At 69.7% G+C, this 19,332-nt stretch carries 12 protein-coding genes; 9 read left to right on the top strand and 3 right to left on the bottom strand.

Annotated elements, in window-relative coordinates:
* Positions 1–8 precede the first annotated feature (8 nt).
* The 5 genes from CFN78_RS23100 (at position 9) to CFN78_RS23080 (ending at position 11,394) form a co-directional block, all read left to right on the top strand.
* Positions 9–7,598 (top strand): beta-ketoacyl synthase N-terminal-like domain-containing protein, encoded by a 7,590-nt coding sequence (locus CFN78_RS23100; RefSeq protein ID WP_094864990.1) that lies wholly within the window; start codon positions 9–11, stop codon positions 7,596–7,598.
* Between the two features lie 4 nt (positions 7,599–7,602).
* The gene (locus CFN78_RS23095; protein WP_094864989.1) at positions 7,603–9,060 is read left to right on the top strand and encodes a flavin-containing monooxygenase; all 1,458 of its coding nucleotides are present in this window, start codon (positions 7,603–7,605) and stop codon (positions 9,058–9,060) included.
* A gap of 419 nt (positions 9,061–9,479) precedes the next feature.
* The gene (locus CFN78_RS23090; protein WP_165777677.1) at positions 9,480–9,980 is read left to right on the top strand and encodes a TetR/AcrR family transcriptional regulator; all 501 of its coding nucleotides are present in this window, start codon (positions 9,480–9,482) and stop codon (positions 9,978–9,980) included.
* A gap of 13 nt (positions 9,981–9,993) precedes the next feature.
* Complete coding sequence (locus CFN78_RS23085; protein ID WP_094864987.1) at positions 9,994–10,344, top strand: hypothetical protein; 351 nt, start codon at positions 9,994–9,996, stop codon at positions 10,342–10,344.
* 24 nt (positions 10,345–10,368) lie between these two features.
* Positions 10,369–11,394: an alpha/beta hydrolase family protein gene (locus CFN78_RS23080; protein ID WP_094864986.1), complete on the top strand. Its 1,026-nt coding sequence runs from the start codon at positions 10,369–10,371 to the stop codon at positions 11,392–11,394.
* 692 nt (positions 11,395–12,086) lie between these two features.
* Here CFN78_RS23080 and CFN78_RS23075 read toward each other — a convergent pair.
* A complete protein-coding gene (locus CFN78_RS23075; RefSeq protein ID WP_094864985.1) occupies positions 12,087–13,010 on the bottom strand; it encodes an alpha/beta hydrolase family protein in 924 nt (307 codons plus the stop codon).
* Between the two features lie 251 nt (positions 13,011–13,261).
* Between CFN78_RS23075 and CFN78_RS23070 the strand changes: the two genes are divergently transcribed.
* A complete protein-coding gene (locus tag CFN78_RS23070) occupies positions 13,262–13,852 on the top strand; it encodes a TetR/AcrR family transcriptional regulator (RefSeq protein WP_094864984.1) in 591 nt (196 codons plus the stop codon).
* Positions 13,853–13,908: 56 nt separating this feature from the next.
* Here CFN78_RS23070 and CFN78_RS23065 read toward each other — a convergent pair whose 3' ends face one another.
* The gene (locus CFN78_RS23065; RefSeq protein ID WP_094864983.1) at positions 13,909–14,829 is read right to left on the bottom strand and encodes an aminoglycoside phosphotransferase/kinase family protein; all 921 of its coding nucleotides are present in this window, start codon (positions 14,827–14,829) and stop codon (positions 13,909–13,911) included.
* Positions 14,830–15,070: 241 nt separating this feature from the next.
* Between CFN78_RS23065 and CFN78_RS23060 the strand changes: the two genes are divergently transcribed.
* Both CFN78_RS23060 and CFN78_RS23055 read left to right on the top strand, forming a co-directional pair.
* Positions 15,071–16,195: a CapA family protein gene (locus tag CFN78_RS23060; RefSeq protein ID WP_094865057.1), complete on the top strand. Its 1,125-nt coding sequence runs from the start codon at positions 15,071–15,073 to the stop codon at positions 16,193–16,195.
* A 278-nt stretch (positions 16,196–16,473) separates the two neighbouring features.
* Complete coding sequence (locus CFN78_RS23055; RefSeq protein ID WP_094864982.1) at positions 16,474–17,160, top strand: hypothetical protein; 687 nt, start codon at positions 16,474–16,476, stop codon at positions 17,158–17,160.
* A 72-nt stretch (positions 17,161–17,232) separates the two neighbouring features.
* Here the strand turns inward: CFN78_RS23055 and CFN78_RS23050 are convergent, their stop codons facing one another.
* Positions 17,233–17,835: a response regulator transcription factor gene (locus CFN78_RS23050; RefSeq protein WP_094864981.1), complete on the bottom strand. Its 603-nt coding sequence runs from the start codon at positions 17,833–17,835 to the stop codon at positions 17,233–17,235.
* Positions 17,836–18,263: 428 nt separating this feature from the next.
* On the opposite strand from CFN78_RS23050, the gene CFN78_RS23045 reads away from it, so the two are divergent.
* Positions 18,264–19,148 (top strand): ABC transporter ATP-binding protein, encoded by an 885-nt coding sequence (locus CFN78_RS23045; protein WP_094865056.1) that lies wholly within the window; start codon positions 18,264–18,266, stop codon positions 19,146–19,148.
* The last annotated feature ends 184 nt before the right edge of the window (positions 19,149–19,332 follow it).

The following is a 19,332-nucleotide window of genomic DNA, read 5'->3' as shown; positions in this document are numbered from 1 at the left end:
AGGCGGGCGTGTTCGAACCCGTGGCGGTGGTCGGCCGGGGCTGTGTCCTGCCCGACGCGCTCACCCCGGATGCGTACTGGGGCAACGTTTCCCAGGGCAGGCTCAGTGTCTCCGGTGTACCGCCAGGACGGTGGCGGCTACCCGGTGCCGCGCTGGGGGACATCGTGGGCCCCGCACCCGCACCGGTGCGCAGCGCGACCGGCGGTTACGTGCACGGTTTCGACGATCTCTTCGATCCCGGCGGCTTCCTCCTCGGCGCGGACGCGATCGCCACGCTCGATCCGTCGTTCCGGTGGGTGCTGCACGGTGCGCGGGAGGCCCTGCGCGAAGCGGAGGCGGGCGAGCGTCGCGACCGGGCGGGCCTCGTCCTCGGGAACCTCTCGATGCCCACCGACGGGATGGTCCGTTACGCCGAGAACGTGTGGCTCTCCGAGCAGCCGTCGGAGATCCGGGCCGCGCTCGCCGGACTGCGCGGGACCGGCGAGAGCACCGGCAGGCCGGCCACAGGGGATCGTGCCTACGCTCGGGACCGGTTCTCCTCGGCCATGCCCGCGCACCTCGCCGCGTCGGCACTCGGGCTCGGCGGCGGCGCGTTCGCGCTCGATGCGGCCTGCGCCTCCTCGTTGTACGCCATCAAGCTTGCCTGCGACCGGCTGCACGATCGCACCGCCGACCTCATGGTCGCGGGCGCGGTCAACCGGGTCGACGACCTCGCGGTACATCTCGCCTTCAGCGCACTGGGCGCGTTGAGCCCGTCCGGCCGCAGCCGCCCGTTCCACCGGGAAGCGGACGGCCTCGTGCCGGCCGAGGGTGGCGCCTTCGTGGCGCTCATGCGCCTGTCCGACGCGCTGGCCGCGGACGTGCGGATTTTCGGGGTGATCCGCGGGATCGGCCTGTCCAACGACGGCCGGGCCTCGGGGCTACTGGTCCCCTCGGCGAACGGCCAACTCCGGGCGATCCGGCAGGCGTACGCCGAAGCCGGGGTCGCGCCGGAATCGGTGTCCCTGCTGGAATGCCACGCCACCGGTACCTTGCTCGGCGACGCCACCGAGGTACGCGGCGCGGCGGAGGTCTTCGCCGAGGCGCGGGATCTGCCGATCGCTTCGGCGAAGTCGAACACCGGGCACCTGGTGACCGCGGCCGGGGCGGCCGGGGTCCTCAAGATGCTCGGGGCGTTCGAGGCCGGAATCCGGCCACCGACGCTGTCCGCAGAAGACCCGATCGATGCGCTGGCCGGGACGCCGTTGCGGCTGTTGCGGGAAGCCGAGCCGTGGGACGGCGTACGGCGGGCGGGAATCAGCGCCTTCGGTTTCGGTGGCAACAACGCCCATCTCGTGCTCGACGAGGGGCCCGCAGACAGCACTGCGGCCCTCGTCCCGCCATCGCGAGCGGTTCCCGAGCCGGAAGCGATCGCGATCGTCGCGATCGGTGCGCGGGTGGGAACCTGTGCGAATTACGGTAAGTTCCGGGAAAGCCTGCTCGGCGGTGTGGCCCGCACGATGGCGGCGGGGGACTACGAGGTCAGGCTCGGTGGTCTGCGCACCCCGCCATCGGACCTGCGTCAGGCCCTCGGCCAGCAGGTCGCCATCCTCGAAGCCGCGCGGGAGGCCGCGAGCGGCGTGATTCTTCCGCGTGAACGCACCATGGTGCTGGTCGGTATGGGCTGCGACGTCGAAGTCGCCCGTCATCCGACGCGCGTCCGGATGGCGAGCCGGCTGACGGCGACCGGAGCGCAGGCCGTGTCCGCGGAAGTCCAGGACGCCTTCGCCGTTCCGCTCGACGCGGCCGCCGTGCTCGGCACCATGCCGAACATCGTGGCCAACCGGATCAACTCCCAGCTCGACCTGGCAGGCCCGAGCTTCACCGTCTCCGCTGAAGAGGCATCCGGCATCGTCGCGCTGAACCTCGCGGCGCGCTCCCTGCGGGACCGTTCCGCCGACGCGGTCCTCGTCGGCGCCGTGGACCTGTCACACGAGCCGGTCCACCGTCGCGCGGCGGCGGAGGCGGGGCTGGGCGTCGAACCGGGGGACGCCGCGGTGGTTCTCGTGCTCAAGCGCGCCGCCGACGCCCGTCACGATGGAGAGGAAGTGCTCGCCCTTCTCGGCGGGCAGGGAGAACCTGGCGAGGAGCTGGTCGTGGGCGATGCCGCGACTGGGCCGGCCGCGGCACGGTTCGATCCGGCGGCGGTCTTCGGCGTGCCGCACGCCGCCAAAGGGCTCCTCGCTGTGGCGTGCGCGACCGTCGCCCTGCGGCACGGTGCCGTTCCCCGTGCCGGGACCGCCGCGGACCCGTCGCTCGGCCTCCGCCGCGCGCGGATCGCCGTCGACACGCTGGGGGCGGCCCCCGCCGCCGCCGTACTCACCGCCGCGGCCGTCGAACCGTGGATCACCGAGCCCGCGGTCCGGCCGCACGTTTTCTCCGGAGCCGATGCCGAGGGCGTACTCGCCGCCGCGCGGGCGGGGCGGGAAGGGAATCAGGGCCCCGCCCGGCTCGTCGTCCTGGCCTCGGGTCCGGAACAGCTCGCCGGCCGGATCGATGCCGCCGGTCGCTGGCTCGGCGGGCACGGGGTCCGTCCGGAGGGTGTCGCGTTCCGTGCCCGCTCGATTGGCGGCGAGCTCGGTTTCGTCTACACCAATGGTTCGGCGTGTTACCCGCGAATGGGACGCGAGACCCTGCTTGCCTTCCCGGACACGCTGGCAGTGCTCGAACGCCGATGCGGGTCGCTGCGTGAGGTCGCGGGCTGGGCGTACACCGGGACCGGGGCGGACGCGCCGCACGTGCTCGATCAGATCTGGGGTGCCTCACTGCTCGGGCAGGTGCACACCGAGCTCACTCGCGGCGTGCTTGGCCTCGAGCCCACCGCCGTGCTGGGCTATTCCTCGGGCGAGACGAACTCATTGGTCGCGATGGGTGCCTGGGGCGAAGTCCCTCGGCTGGTCGCCGAAGCACGGCGGTCGCCGCTGTTCGTCCGCGAGGTGGCGGGCGAACTGTCCGTGGTGCGCCAGGCCTGGCGCGATCACGGCATCGAGGACGGGCAGTGGGCCGGCTACCTGGTCAACGCCACCGCGGACGCTGTCCGGGCGGCGATCACCGGCGAGCCGACCGTGCACCTGATGGCCGTCAGCGCCCCGGACATGTGCGTGCTGGGCGGGGAATCCGCCGGGTGTGCCCGCGTCCTCGACCGGCTCTCCGGCGCCCACGCCCTGCCGCTGGGCTACGACATCGCCGTGCACATCCCGGAAGTCGAGCGGGTACGGGATGCCTGGCGCGCGTTGCACGACCGGCCCACCACCGAGCTGCCCGGCATCCGTTTCTATTCCTGTGCCAGTAGGGATTCCTACACCGTCACGCGGGACACCGCCGCCGAGGCCATCACCGAACAGGCCGTCGGGACCATTGATTTCGTTGCCACGGTTGAGAAGGCGTGGCAGGACGGGGTGCGGGTCTTCATCGAACACGGCCCGCGCGCATTGTGCACCGGGTGGATCGGCAAGATACTCGGCGATCGGGAGCACGTGGCCGTCGCCCTCGACTCGGCCGACGGCCGTGGTGTGCGCAGCCTGACGCGGGCGGTGGCCGACCTCCTGGCCGCCGGAGTGGACTTGCGGCACACGGAACTGTTCGATCATCTCGACGTGGTGACCTCCCCGGTCGCTCCGCCGGAGATGACCATCCGCACCGCCGCGCATCCGGCGCCGATCGTCCTGCCGGATCTCACCTCGGCTGCCGAGACGATGGTGCCCGCGCCTGCTTTGCCGCCGGTTTCAGCATGGTGCGTATCCCGGCCGCTCGAACCGGTGACGGCCCGGACCGCCGCTCCGATCGCCGCCCCGCCGCTCCCGCACAGCGTTCCCGCGACGGTGCCGGCACGGCAGGATCCGGGATTGGGCGGAGTGGCGGAGATCCACCGGCGATTCCTCCACAGCCAGGCCGAAACCCACCAGCGCTATCTCGCCGTGGCGAGCCAGGCACAGGAACTGTTGTTACGACGTCGCCCCGGGTCTCCCGACACCCCGGATTCTGCCCCGCGAGTTTCGGCGGACCCCGTCCCGGTACTACCGTCGTTCGACCGCGCGCAGTTGGAAGTTCTCGCCGCCGGAAGGGTTTCGGACGTCTTCGGCCCGTTCTTCCGCGAGCAGGATGGTTTTCACCGTCAGGTGCGGATGCCGATGCCGCCGATGCTGCTCGCCGACCGCGTGACCGGGATCGACGCCGAGCAGGGCCGGTTCGGCACCGGGGTGATCCACACGCAGACCGATGTCACCGCCGATAGCTGGTACCTCGATCCGGCCGGGCGGATGCCCACCGGGCTGGTGATCGAAGCCGGCCAGGCCGACCTGTTGCTGATCAGCTGGATGGGTGTGGACCTGATCAACCGAGGTGAGCGCGTCTACCGGCTGCTCGGCTGCGAGGTCACCTTTCACGGCACGCCGCCGGTTCCCGGCGAGACGCTGACCTTCGACATCCACATCGATGGCCACGGCGAACAGGGCGGCATGCGCCTGTTCTTCTTCCACTACGACTGCCGCGTCGGTGGCGAACTCCGCCTGAGCGTGCGCGGCGGCCAGGCAGGCTTCTTCAGCGACGCCGAACTCGCCGCGAGCGGCGGCGTGCTGTGGGACCCCGCGGCCGACATCCCCGCCGGACAGGCCCCCCTCGACCCGCCGGTACTGGAAAGCATGCGCCACGCCTTCTCGCCCGCGCAGGTCGTCGCGTTCTCCGAGGGCAGGCCGGACGAGTGTTTCGGCCCGGCCTGGCGCGGCACGCGGGCGCACGTGCGCCCGCCTCGTATCGCCGCCGGCGAGATGCTGTTCCTCCACGAAGTCACCGACTTCAGCCCGAACGGTGGGCCGTGGGGACGTGGCCACCTCCGCGCGCGCACCCCGGTATCGCCCGGTGACTGGTACTTCGAAGGGCATTTCAAGAACGACCCCTGCATGCCGGGGACGCTCATGTTCGAAGGTTGCCTGCAGGCGATGGCGTTCTACCTCGCCGCGCTGGGACACACCGCCGACGCCGACGGCTGGCGGTTCGAACCCGTGACCGGGGCGGCGTTGCCGATGCGATGCCGGGGCCAGGTCACGCCCGCCAGCCGGGAGATCGTCTACGAGGTGTTCGTCGCCGAGGTTTCGGCCGGCCCGGTTCCCGTCCTGGTCGCCGACGTGTTGTGCACCGTGGACGGGGTGAAGGCGTTCCACGCCCGTCGCGCCGGGCTCCGGCTGGTCCCGGACTGGCCACTCGGGAGCCCCGCCGACTCGGCGGAGGGCCTTGGCACGAAGGAAAAGCAGGTCGCCGTCACCGGGGGTGTGCGCTTCGACCGCGCGGCGCTGCTGGCCTCCGCGCGGGGACGGCCCAGCGACGCGTTCGGCCCTGGGTACACGACCTTCGACGGCACTCGCCGGGCGGCGCGCCTGCCCGGGCCGCCGTTCCTGCTCGTCTCCCGGATCGTCTCCGTCGACTCGCCCGCCGGTGCGATGCGAGCGGGCACCCAGGCGGTCGCGGAGTACGACGTGGACCCGGAAGCCTGGTACTGGAGAGAAAACGGGTTCCCGGTGCTGCCCGCCTCCGTACTGATGGAGGTGGCTCTGCAGCCGTGCGGCTGGCTCGCCTCCCACAGTGGCTGTGCGCTCTCATCCGAAGTGGATCTCCTGTTCCGCAACCTCGACGGCGCGGCAACGATCCTGGGCGAGGTGACTCCGGCGACCCGTGTGGTCCGCACGACGGCTCTGCTCCGCGACATCTCCAGTCACGACGGCACGATCATCGTTTCCTTCGACGTGCGCTGCGAGGCCGACGGTGTACCACTGCTGACGGCGTCGAGTGTGTTCGGCTTCTTCCCCCGGGATGTGTTCGCGAACCAGACCGGCCTGCCGGCGAGCGAAGAGGAACGGGCGAACCTGGCCGGCACCCCGCCGCCGCAATCCTCGCGTCCGGTACCGCCGCCGGGCGAGCCGAGCCTGCGGATGTGGGATCGCGTGACCGGGTACCAGCCCGGCGGCGGGCCGGCCGGTCTCGGGCGTGCGATCGCGGAGAAGCGGATCACGGCCGGGGAGTGGTACTTCCGCGCGCACTTCTTCCAGGATCCGGTGCAACCGGGTTCGCTCGGGGTCGAGGCGATGATCGAGCTGTTGCGTTTCCTGGTGCTGCAAAAGGGGTACGGAGACCCGATGGGTTCGCCGCGCTTCGAGTCCCTCGCAGTCGACGAGCCCCTCGAGTGGAAGTACCGTGGCCAGGTCACCCCGGACAACGACCTCGTCACGGTCGAACTGAACCTCACCCGGGTCGAGCGGAACGAGCGTGGGGTCCTGGCTGTGGCCGAGGCCTGGCTCTGGGTCGACGGGGTCCGGATCTACGCCGTTCCCGGCCTGGCCGTGCGCCTGGTCGACGCCGCCCCCGGAGCCCGCGTCGACGACAGGGAAGCCGGCCACCGGGTCGAGGAGATCCTCGACCCGGCCACCGACGTCTGGCTGCGCGACCACTGTCCCACATGGACGCTCCCGGCCCTGCCGATGATGTCCACTGTGGACAGGATGTTCGCCGCGGCCCGCTCGGGCGGTGCGACCGGAGTGTGTGCGCTGCGGGATCTCCGGCTCAGGCGCTGGGTCCCGGTGGCGGGGCAGACCACCCTGCGTACCCAAGTGTGGCCCGCCGAGAGCGGCGACCTCGCCGTGACCACCTCGGTCTGGCGCGTCGCGGCCACGCCCGGCCTGTCCCGGTTCGAGGAGACCGCGAGTGCGGTCCTGTCCACGCACTACAACGAGAAACGCCCCGAACCCTGGCCCGAGCCCGCCGACGCGCTGACGATGCCGGACCCGTACACCTCGGGCGCGCTCAGCCACGGCCCGTCGTTCCGGTACCTGGTCTCGGTGAAGGTCGGGGCGGACACGGCCATCGGCGTCGTCGACGCCGGTCGGGGCGGGGTCCCCCGGGGCGAGCTGCACCAGGGGCTGCTCGATGCGTGCACGCACGTCATCCCGCACGCCGAACTGTGGCGCTGGTGCGGCGATATCGACCGTGGCCTGGTCGGCTACCCCCACCGCATCACCACTCTCGACCTGTACGAACCCCTGCCGGAACAAGGGAGACTCGTCGTCCAGGCCCGGTTCACCGGGTTCGAGGACGGGGAGCCCGCGCATCCGGCTTTCGACGTACAGGTCTGCGCGGACGGCCGGGTGCTCGCCGCCTTTCACCTCGTCAACGTGCTCATGGCGGCCGGGCCGCTGGCCGAACTCGGCCACTCGGAGCGGCGGGACTTCCTGCGTGACCGGCGACCGACGCGCGGAGCCGGCCTGTCCCGGACCGAGGACGCGGTGACCCGGCTGAGCCGGGCCGAGGCCGACCGGCTTGAATGGCTTCCCGGGACCGTCGCCGAGGTGTACGCCCTGCCCACCGGACTGTCCACAACGGACAGGTTGGCGCAGGTGGCAATGAAGGACCACCTCGGGCGCAGGCTCGGCCTGCACCCCGCGGAGGTCCACGTCGACGTCGCCACGTCGCTCGCGCGCGCCGGTGGCGTGGACTTTCCTCTCAACGTGCGTGTCGAGGCCGCCTCCGTCGAGGTTCGTGACGCGCTTCCGCCGAACCAGATCGAGGAGTGAGCCCGTGCCCGATGCAAGTGTGGTGATCGTGGGCGCCGGATTCTCCGGCCTCGCCCAGGCGGTGATGCTGGAGAAGGCCGGCATCACCGACTACGTGATTCTCGAGAAGGCCGACGAACTCGGCGGTACCTGGCGGGACAACACCTACCCCGGCTGCGCCTGCGATGTGCAGTCCCACCTGTACTCGTACTCGTTCGCCGACAATCCCGGGTGGACGAAAACCTACGCCGCGCAGGAGGAGATTCTCGCCTACCTTGAGGCGGTCGCCGGCGAGCGAGGACTGTCGCGCGCCTTCCGTTTCGGCGTCGAGGTCACCGGAGCCCGCTGGGACGCGGAATCGGCAACCTGGAACGTACGATCCTCCTCGGGCCAGGAGTTCACCGGCCGATTCCTGGTGTTCGGTGCGGGCGGCCTGCACGGCGCGCGCCTGCCCGTCATTCCCGGGCTGGAGGAGTTCACCGGACAGGTTTGGCACTCGTCGCGATGGAACCACGAGTACGACCTCGCGGGCAAGAAGGTCGCGCTGGTCGGCGTCGGTGCCTCGGGAGTCCAGATCGCACCCGAGGTGGCAGAGGTCGCCGCTGGGCTCGTCGTCTTCCAGCGGACCGCGCCGTGGGTGCTGCCCAAGGAGGACGTCACCGTCCCGCGGTGGAAGAAGCTGGCGTTCCGGTACCTTCCCGGCGTTCAGGCGCTCTACCGGACCGTGCTCTTCTGGAAGCGCGAACTGCGTGGTCTCGGTTTCCATCACAAGCCCGAGCTGATGGAGAAGGCCGAACCAGCCGTCCGCAAGTATCTGGAGGCGGAGATCGCCGATCCGGAGCTGCGCCGCGCGGTCACGCCGGACTACGCGTTCGGCTGCAAGCGGGTGCTGTTCTCCAACGACTACTACCGGGCGCTGACCCGCGAGCACGTCGGCGTCGTCCCCGGCGAACCCGTCGCGGCGCGGAGCCGGAGCCTGGTCGACTCGGAGGGGGTGGAACACGAGGTCGACGCGATCATCCTCGCGACCGGGTTCGACGTGACCTCCTCCCTCGATCGGATCGAGATCGAGGGGGTGGACGGGCGGCTGCTGTCGAAGTACTGGGCGGACGGCCCCACGACGTACCGCGGAGTGGCCGTGCCCGGGTTCCCGAACATGTTCCTTCTGCTGGGGCCCAACGGTTTCGTCGCTTACACCTCGGTGATCGCGATGATCGAGACCCAGGCCGAGTACATCGTGCGGGCGCTGCGGATGGTGCGCTCGAAGTCCGCCCGGTCGCTGCAGGTGCGGCCCGAAGCCGAGGCCGGTTTCCAGGATGAGGTCGGCCGGAAGCTGGCCCGCACGGTGTGGTCCGCCGATCGGTGCCGGAGCTGGTACCAGAGCGCCTCACCGTCGGGAACCGTGCTCTGGCCGGACTCGATCTGGCGCTACAGGCTGGATATGCGCCGCCCCGATATCCGCGACTATCACCTGTCGTCGTGAGATCGGTGGACCTGGGGTATCGGCTTGACCGGGTCGCATGTGGCGCGCGGGAACTACCGTTCGTGCTGGTTTTCTGAGTCAGCCGGGTTGCCGATACGACGGGGCAGGCTTGGTCGAGTTCGTTCCGGTTCGAAGGGGACGTCTCGCAACTGATCCTGTGACTGGTGGGGCTGTGTTGTGGACCGGCCCGAGCGAAGTATGTCGTGCGGACGCGCGATGTCGGCGATCATGTCGTTCAGCGTGTTGATCCCAGCCCCACTCGTTGCGGAAACCACCGTTGTGGACGTGGAGATCGAACGCCGGGATCGCCGGCGGCTGACCGGAAGCGTGCCCTTCGTGTCGCGAAGCTCGCCGAGAGCGCGTCGATTGAGGAACGATCGTTCTTGACTGAACGTTCCTCAACGGTCTACCGTTGTTTCATGGGGAGGCCAAGAGCGTTCGACGAGGACGAGGCGGTGCGTGCCGCCGTGGGACTGTTCGGTGGCCGTGCGTACGACGGGGTGTCCATCGACGACCTCGTCACCCGCCTCGGCGTGCACCGCAACAGCCTGTACAAGACGTTCGGCAGCAAGCGCGGCCTCTACCTGGTCGCCCTGCGCCGGCACCTCGCCGATGACGTCAGCCCCTTGGTCGACGCGCTCGCCGCGGCATCGGATGCCGGGACCGCATTGCGGCTCGTCACCTCGGCCGACCTCGGTCTGCTGTTGCTCGCGGCCGTCGAACGAGCGCCGGCCGACGAGGAGGTGGCCGCCGAGGTGGCCATCGCGTTGACCGCTATCGACCAGGCGATCGCCAATGCGCTCGGCATCTCCACCGCGCTGGCGACCGCACTCACGGCTGCCGCACTGGGCATGCTCCTGCGCGGCGATCCCGACGGCGCCGGCACCGCGCTGACCCAACGCCTCGATCCTCTCGACTGACAAGGAAAACGACATGGCACTGGTCCACATCGACGGCGACGACCTCGTTGTCGTGATCGAGGGTCTCGACAAGCTCTGGGCCTTCAAGAGCAGCCTGACCATCCCGCTGGCCAACGTTCGCGGGGCGACCGCGGATCCCGGTATCGCCGCCGATCCGAAGGGGATCCGCGCGCCCGGTGCCCACGTGCCCGGCGTGATCACGGCGGGCACGTTCCACCTCGATGGGGAGAAGGTCTTCTGGGCCGTCAAGGATCCGTCGAAGGCCGTCGTGATCGAACTCGCCGACCAGCGTTACGCCCGCGTGGTCGTCCAGGTCGTCGACCCCCGCGCGACTGTCGCGCTGGTCGAGAATGCCCTGCGCTGAAAGAGCTGAAAGAGAGGTAAGCCGATGCTCTCCCATCTCGCCGCGGTCGTGATGTCGTTGTCCGTCGTGACCACCACCCCGGCCGGGGTCACGCCCGGCCTCGTGCCGGCCGCCGACCGCGAGGTCGTCTTCACCGTCGACGGAACGACGACCTACGGCACCCTGCACGTGCCCGCCCACCGTGCCGGGCAACGGTTGCGCGCCGCACTGCTGCTGCCCGGCAGCGGACCCAGCGACCGCGACGGCAACCAACCGCCCGCGTCGCCGAACACCCTCTCCCAATCGGCAGACGCGCTCGACACCGAGCGAGTCGCCACGTTGCGGTTCGACAAGTACGGCACCGGTCGCACGGGGCTCGGCGCCTACCGCGACCGTCCGGAGGACCTCGACTACCCGGCGTTCGTCCGCCAGGCACAGGCCGCTTACGACTCGTTGCGCGATCAGCCGGAGACCAACCCGCATGCGCTCATGGTCGTCGGGCACAGCGAGGGCGCGATGACCGCGCTGCTGCTCGGCGGCACCGTCCACCCACGCCCTACTGGCCTGGCACTGCTGCAACCGCAAGCGATCCGCCTGCTGGACCTGGTCGCGCTGCAACTGCACGCCCAGATCGCCGAGGCGGCCCGGCAGGGTCAGTTCACCCCGGAACAGCAGCGCGAGGTCGACGCGGCGATCGACGCCGCCGTCACCGCCCTGCGCGAACACCGACCGGTCGACGCCGCCGGCCTGCCGTCCGCCATAGCCCAGCTCTTCGAGACCTTCCAGGGGACGAGCCGCCGGTTTGTGGAAAGCGACGACGCCGTCTACCCACCGCACACCGTCGCGGCCCTGCGTCCGGGAACCAAGGTGCTGCTGACCTGCGGCACGAACGATGTTCAAGTCCCTTGTGTCACAACGGATGCCCTGACCGCCGCCCTGTGTCGTGCGCATGTCGGCGGACCGGGCCGGGTGCCGCTGCCCGGAGTGGACCACCTGTTGCACGACGCCGACCATCCGACCACGCTCGCCCCGGTCGCGCTCGGTGCTCTGCGTCGGTTCGCCGGGGGCTGAGGCAGGCCGGGCCCTGTTCGCCGGCTCGGCCTTCGAGACCCTCGGATACCTTGCGGCATCTCGTACGGTTGGAGTTTCTGGCCGAGCCGCAGCACAGGTGCCGACCGTGTGCGCACGTTCTCTCCGGTGTGGTGCGGAGTCTCGGATCCGTGACCGCATGGACGATCGCAAGAACACAAGGTCACAGACCAGACGACTGACTCGATCAGGGACTTCGGCGGCGCGGGGCCGACGGGTTCGATGTCGTCCTGGCGACGGCCAGTGCCGGCATCGGGTGGCGGATCGCGGTGTCTCGGGTTGGACTGCGGGCGACTTCCTCGCGTACGTGCTCGATGTCCGGACACGTCACGATCTTGTCGCTGGAGCGGTGGCCGAGGTGCGGAACAGGTGGGTGGCAGGATTTCGCGTCTGGCGGGATGGGATGCCGTCTACCGTGGTCCGGGGGACAGCGGCCGACTCGTGGTCACCGCGTTCGGTGAGTTCAGCCTGCCGGACGAAATCGCGATCTGCGCTACCAATGTCCTCCTCCTTACATGCGCTCTCGGCCGGACGGTGGTGCCGGACGTCGACATCTCGAAGGCGAGCGGGCCATTCCTCGTGCCGATGGCCGACGCACGCCCCGAACTCGTGCAATCGGCTCCTTCTGGCGCTACCGGCGCCGACCCTGCCGGTCCGTTGGGCACCGCGGAGCGTCACCTGGATTCGATCGACCCCAGCGGGTCGGCGCTCTGCGCCAGTTCCTTCCGTGCTCTGGTCCAGCCGGAGCCGTCGATGCCGAGTGCGTGGCGGAGGTAGGCAGTGGTGAGTCGCTGGATCAGCGCGACCCGGCCCGGGTTCTCGTCGGTCGTCTCCCTGGCCTCGTAGCCAGCGATCCCGCCGAGCGAATGCTCCGCGCCGAACAGTGTGAGCAGGCTCTTGCCGCCGGGGCTCAGGTGATACGGATCGGCCATCCAGTCCGGGCCGCGCACGGTCAGCGGTGAGTCGTCCCGGTCGCCCGCGACCACCAGGGCCGGTGTGGTCATGTCGGCGAAGCTGGGATTGAGATACGGGAAGTTCTCGACCGCGAACGGGGTCAGCCCGGCTCCACCCCGTCCGGCGGTGGCAAGCAGCACGCCCGCGGTGATGCGCGAGTCCGACAGATCCTCTCCGCTTCCGGTATCCGGGTCGAGAACCCGGAGGCCGAGGAGATTGCCCGCCGTCTGACCGCCGAAGGAGTGTCCTGCCGCGGCGATACGGCTTCGGTCGAGACGTCCGGCGAGGTGGGGAACGCCGGTTTCCAGTAGTTCGAGCCGGTCGAGGATCCGCTTCATGTCCTCGACCCGGAAACGCCAGAATCGCGGTGTGCGCGGATCGGCAGTGGGAACGCTCAGTGCCCTGGAGTCGAGATGGGTGGGTTGCACCACCACGAAGCCATGTGCGGCCCAGAAGTCGGCCAGTGGGCCGTAACCGTCCATTGAGGAACCGAAGCCGTGCGAGAAGACGATGATCGGCAGGCCCTGTCCGATCGCCGGTGCGGTCACCTTCACGCGCAGGTCCTCGCCGCGCCCTGGTGCCTGTAGCGTCACCGGCTTTATCGAGACGACTGGAGTGGATGTGGCAGTGGCCGACTCGGTCATGGGGTCTCGCTTTCCGGGGTATGTCGTCGATGCGATGGGGGCAGTCGACTGCCCGCCGTGTTGGCTCGACGGTCGCCGTGACGTGAGCCGTCGTCCCGTCCGCGACGGCTAGCGAGACGACGGGCGTTCGCCGCCACGCGAAGTACTGGTCTCCAGGCTCAGGATCTGACATCGTGAACAAGCGGAACGGTGTCCCGTTTGACGATATGGGACGCTGTCCCGTTTAGCAAGCTCGGTGGTGAGGAGGCGCGATGAGTGACGGTGCGCAGGACGTGAGACCCGGGGCCCGGCCCAAGCGGGCGGACGCCAAACGCAACGAGGCGACTCTGCTCGACGCGGCCGCCTCGGTCTTCGTGACCTCGGGCGTGGAAGCGCCGATACGGGAGATCGCGGCCGAGGCCGGCGTCGGGACGGCCACGATCTACCGGCATTTCGCGACCCGGGCCGATCTGATCGTGGCCGTGTACCGGCACCAGGTCGACGTGCTGGCCGAGGCCGGTCCCGCGCTGCTGGCGAGCAGCGACACGCCGTACGCCGCCTTGGATAGGTGGTTCGACCTCTTCGTCGATTTCGTCGTCACGAAACAGGGACTCGCGGCCGTGTTGCAGTCCGAGGACCCCTGCTACGACCCCCTGCACGTCCATTTCCTCGATCGTCTCGTGCCGGTGTGTGCCGAGCTGCTCGACGCCGCGGCCGCGGCCGGCGAGATCCGCTCCGGTCAGGACCCCTACGAACTCATGCGCGGCGTAGGCGGACTCTGCGCCGGGGCCCGAGGTCAGGCCCGCTACGACGCACGCCGGCTCGTCGGACTCCTCGTCGCGGGCCTGCGCCGGTCACGGTGACCCGTCCGGTGCGCACCGCCCCCGCGCGGGCCGGACGGTCGCATCCCGGGCAGGCCCTAAGCGCCGGCTCGGCGGAGGCGTTCCGCCGCCTGGGCGCGGACCGCGTCACAGCACACCGGCGCGGTGCCGTGCAGCGCCTCCCAGCGGGCGTTGTGCGCCGCCGGCCACAGGCTGGCCGCCCAGGCGATCTCCAGTTCCTCCGCGGTGAAGCGGCGACCTCGCCGATCCTGGTAGGTCTCCAGGAACATGGCGGAACTCCCGATCGGGGCCAGGGTCGGTGGTGACACGCTCGCGAACGTCCCGGAGGCAGCGCCCGCCAGTGCCGCTTCCGGTTGCCACGCCAGGCTGTCCCAGTCGTGCACGGCCCACACCCGGCTGCCGTGCCAGCGGAGGTTCTGCGCCTCGAAATCCGCGTGACCCAGTACGCACGGGAGGCCGGTGGCCAGCAGTCTCCGGCGAGCCCGGGTGGCGGTGTCCACAATGTACTCAGGTGCCGTGCCCCGATCCCGCTCGTCGAGAAATCCGATCGCCGGCCACAGGCCGGAATCCCGATGGTCCCACCGTATCCAGCGTGGATTCGGCAGAGGCGGCGGGACGGTCACCTCGGCCAGTTCCGACATGAGCCGGGCGAACACCTCGGCGTGGAGCATGGCGACACGCGGGGAGCCGCCGCGCAAGGGCTCGCCCCCGGGCCGGGACACCTCGGCATGCACGGCGAGCGAACCGACGCGGACCGCCGGGGTGAGCGGCCGGGCGCACGGAAATCCCCAGTCGGCCAGCCGTGTCTGCGCCGCGACGCAGGACGCGGCCCGGCCGTCGTCCTCCCGCGCCTTCACCACCACGTCCCGCCCGTCCGCCAGTCGCAGCCCGAACACCGCCGACATCGAGTGCAGCTCGAACAGCAGGCAGGCCGGTTCGGCTCCCAGGTGGTCCGCGCACCAGGCGGGCAACCAGTCCGGTAGGGCATCCAACGACACGATGCGGACTGTGCCAGGTGGGCCGCACTCGGCGGAAGTCATCCCCGGGCGCGGGACGGAACATGAATCCCTTGTGGACACGCCGGGTGAAACCCCGTTCACGGAAGGAAATACCGGCCGTGCGCATATGCCCGCTCACGGTGCCGTACACACCCGCGTAGGAGAGGTGCGTCGAGCGGTCGCGCGATATGGGAGGGTGGCCGTCGATCGTGACCGGCGGGGCGGGATGGGGAATGACACGATGAATCGGCGATGTGGCGCGGTAGTGCTGGCCGGGGTCCTGATGGTCGCCGGCTGCGGTGCCGGAACCGAGCGAGTCCCCTCCACAACAACACCACCGCCACCGTCCCAGCCCGTCGCGCCGCCGAGCCCTGCCGGCTTCTCCGTGGTGGCTACCGGCGATGTGCTCGTGCACCCGCCGCTGACCGAGCAGGCGGAGTCCGACGGCGGCGGCCGGCTCGATTTCCGGCCGCAGTTCGAGGGCGTGCGCTCCGTGGTGTCCGAGGCGGATCTCGGCCTGTGTCACCTCGAGGTACCGCTGGCCGAGCCGGGAGGACCGTACAGCGGGTACCCGTCCTTCAACGCTCCGCCCGAGGTAGCCGGCGCACTGAAGGACACCGGCTACGACGCCTGCTCGACGGCCTCGAACCACACCCTGGACCAGGGCGAGGAGGGGGTGAAGCGCACCCTGGACGGCCTGGACGCGGGCGGCCTGCGGCACACCGGATCGGCAAGGTCCCCGGAAGAGGCGGCGACTCCGCTGCTGCTGGACGCCGCCGGCACGAAGGTCGGGCACATCTCGTTCACCTTCGGCTTCAACGGGATCGAACTGCCCGAAGGCAAACCGTGGATGGCGAACCAGCTCGATGCGGAAGCCGTGCTCGCCGGTGCGCGGGAAGCGCGGGACGCGGGGGCGGAAGTAGTGATCGCGAGCCTGCACTGGGGTGCCGAATACCGTGCGGAGCCGACCGAGGAGCAGACCGAGCTGGCGAATCGGCTGCTCGCCGACGACGCGGTCGATCTGATCATCGGGCACCACGCGCACGTCGTGCAGCCGTTCGAGAAGATCGGCGAGAAGTGGGTGGCCTACGGGCTCGGCAACCACATCGCGAAGCACTCGGAACCGCGCGGCACCACCGAGGAGGGGGTGGCCGCCCGGTTCCACTTCGCCAAGGAGGGTGACGGCTGGCGGGTCGACCGCGCCGAGTACGTGCCGACGCTGGTCGAACTCGGGCCGCCGATCCGCCTGGTGGACGCCACCTCCGCCGCCTCCGCCAGGCAGCAGGAGGCCCTCGCCGGTACCGACGAGGTCGTGCTGAGCCGGGACGCCGCCGCTGCCGGTCTCACCCGCCCCGGCTCGCGCTGACATCCGGGCTCGGCTGGGATCCGGGCCAAGGCGCCGAGACGCCGCCGGGTCACCACGACTGGGATCGTGGTGCGCTCGCGGGACCGGCCGCAGGTGTCGATCAGCCGCCGACCGCCGTACCGGAAAGACTCCGCGCACGGCGGAACGAAACAGGATGAGCGGTCGTCGTGGCGGGAAACTCTCCATCGACAGCATCACGGGCTTGAGTATGCCGTCGCGTCATGGTGTGTCATCGAGGTGTTCGTGCGACACGGAGCTCGATGTCTTGGGAGGAAGTTGTGACCAGCCCCAGCACACCGCCGGACGACGGTGCTCGGTGGCACGTCCGGCTGCGGGAACTCGCGACCGGGAATCGTGGTCCCGAGCAGGGGGAGTGGCTGATCCCGTTGCGGCGCAGGGAGGTGCTGTACCGCTCGCTGTACACCGCCGAACACACCGGCCCGGACGGCGGCACCTCGACATACACCGTCGAGTTCGACGGCACCAAGGACTGGGCCGCCAAGCTGTACCGCGACGGCCGCTTCCAGGCGAAAGCCGACCTGCCGGCGACCTTCCGGGTCTCCGGAGGCAGGATCGAGGCCAACTCCTCCCTGTACGGAGTCAACCGGATGCACCTCGTGTCCGACTCCGGCGAGGAGCGGCGCTTCGACCCCGCGCCCGGGACTCTCGAAGACCTGCGCGGCAGACTTGCCCGGCGTAAACCCTGGCTGAGCCGGACGATCGCGGCGACGGCGATCCTCGTCCTGGTGGTCAACCTGGTTCTCGCCGTGCCGCAGGTACTCGAGATCCTCATGCGCGTGCCACTGCTGGCCGAGAACTTCGGTACGTTCACCTCGCCGATCCAGTTGCCCGGCTGGCTGAACACCGTGCTGCTGCTGGCCGGCGTCTGCGCCGCGGTGGAAAGGGTGCTCACCCGGCGGCGCAACCGTCTGCTGGACGTGGAGACACTCTGGTCAGGTGTCTAGGCCGCCGCGTTCGGCGCCGCCGACCGGCACTGTCCTATCCGGACGGTTGGTCCGTGGGCGGACGGCGGACGCTCAGAGCCAGTCGTGTTCGCGGGCGTACCGGGCCGCTTCGTGGCGGGTCCGGGTCTGCGTCTTCTGCATGGCGTTGGAGAGGTAGTTGCGCACCGTGCCCTCGGCGAGGTGGAGCTGGGTGGCGATATCGGCGACCGAGTACCCGTGGGTGGTTGCGTTGAGAACGTCGATCTCACGGTCGGTCAACGGGCAGTCGTCCACGACCGCGAGCGCGGAGACGTCCGGGTCGATCCACCGTTTACCGCTGTGCAGCGTGGCGATGACGGAGGTGATGTGGGCGGGTTCGGCCGACTTGCTGACGAATCCCTGGACACCGAGTTTCAGGGCTTTGCGCAGTACTCCCGGTTTCGCGTGGCGGGTCAGCATGAGAATGGTCTGCTGAGGCAGGGTTCGGCGGATCTCGGCCACGGCGCCGAGGCCGTCCATGCCGGGCATCTCCAGGTCGATGACGAGGACGTCCGGCTGGTGCCGGAGGGTCGCGTCCACGGCCGTCCTGCCGTCGTCGGCTTCGGCGAGGATGGTGATGTCGCCTTCGAGCGGCAGGAGGGACGCGAGAGCCTTGCGGAGGAGTGCCTCGTCGTCGGCGAGTACGACGGTGGTCATGGGTGTCGCCCTCTCGTTGGTGTCGTGGCGGATGGGACGCGGGCAGTGTCGTCGCCGGGGGATGGCCCGCCGGCACCGGGCCGGATGCCGGCGCGGATGCCGGCCGCCTCCACGAGGTTCTGCGGGTACTCAGGTTCGTCGGTCCGGTTGCGACACCGCGGCGCGTGGCCGGGCTCCCTGGCCTGGGCGATGGTGCCGTTCACATCGGACACTCGTCGTTTCCGGACCAGTCCGTCGGCAGGAGCTGCGGTTCGGCGTCCATGCTCGGCGGCTCCCGGAATCTGACGACAAAGTCTTCCTCAGTATTTCCGCACACCTGCGACATCACCAGTGACACCGCGTCATACGTTCACCTGAAGGAACGTCATGGCGAAGTGATGACGTGGTTCCACTGGCACAAGGGCGCGCGGACCGATGAAATCTACGGTATGTCCTCTACACCAGTGATCGACGTCGAACGTCTCAATCTCAAGTACGGCGATTTCCACGCCGTGAAGGATCTGTCCTTTCAGGTGCACCCCGGCGAACTCTACGCGCTGCTCGGCACGAACGGGGCCGGCAAGACGTCGACCCTGGAGACCATCGAGGGCCACCGGGTCGCCACCTCGGGCACCGTTCGGGTCTTCGGGCAGAGTCCGCGTGACCGCCGTGCCGTGCGGCCCAGGATGGGCATCATGTTGCAGGAGAGCGGATTCTCGCCGGACCTGACGGTGAAGGAATCGGTCCGGCTGATCGGCACCCTCGCTCAGCGCACCGACACGGTCGAACGTGTGCTCGCGATCATCGATCTCACCCGCAAGGCAGGCACCAAGGTCTCCCAGCTCTCCGGCGGTGAGAAGCGGCGGCTCGACTTCGCCACCGCCGTGTACGGCACACCGGAACTGGTCTTCCTGGACGAGCCGACGACCGGTCTGGACATCCAGTCCCGGGACGCCCTGTGGGACGCCGTGGACAAGTTGCGTGAGGACGGCTCGACGATCGTGCTGACCACGCACTACCTGGAAGAGGCGCAGCAGCGCGCCGACCGGATCGGCCTGATGCACCAGGGCACCTTCCACAAGGAAGGGACCGTCGCCGAGCTGACCCAGACCCTGCCCGCGGTGATCAGTTTCGACCTCCCGGCATCTGCACCGGCGCTGCCGCTGCAGGCTATGCGGGAGACCGACGGGAAGTTCCTCGTCGAGACCCACCACCTGCAGAAGGATCTGTACACCCTGCTCGGCTGGGCGCAGAACAACGCGGTGGAGCTGCGGGGACTCAACGCCGGCCCGACCCGCCTCGACGACGTGTTCCGTTCCATCGGCAGCGAATAAGCCGGCCCCAGACCTTCCCCAGAATAGGACCGTTCCATGCTCCCCATCGCTCTCAGCGAGCTGATCCAGATTTTCCGGAACCGATCGGTACTGATCACGAGTTTCGTGATGCCGGTGGCGATCAGCGCCTTCTTCATCTACCAGCACGAACTGTTCGCCCAGGTCGGCAGCCTCGGCTACATCG

The sequence above is a fragment of the Amycolatopsis antarctica genome, assembly GCF_002262875.1.
In the GTDB taxonomy this organism is placed as follows: domain Bacteria; phylum Actinomycetota; class Actinomycetes; order Mycobacteriales; family Pseudonocardiaceae; genus Amycolatopsis; species Amycolatopsis antarctica.
Note: the sequence above shows the minus strand (reverse complement) of the source record. Positions and strands in the feature narration are given on the sequence as shown.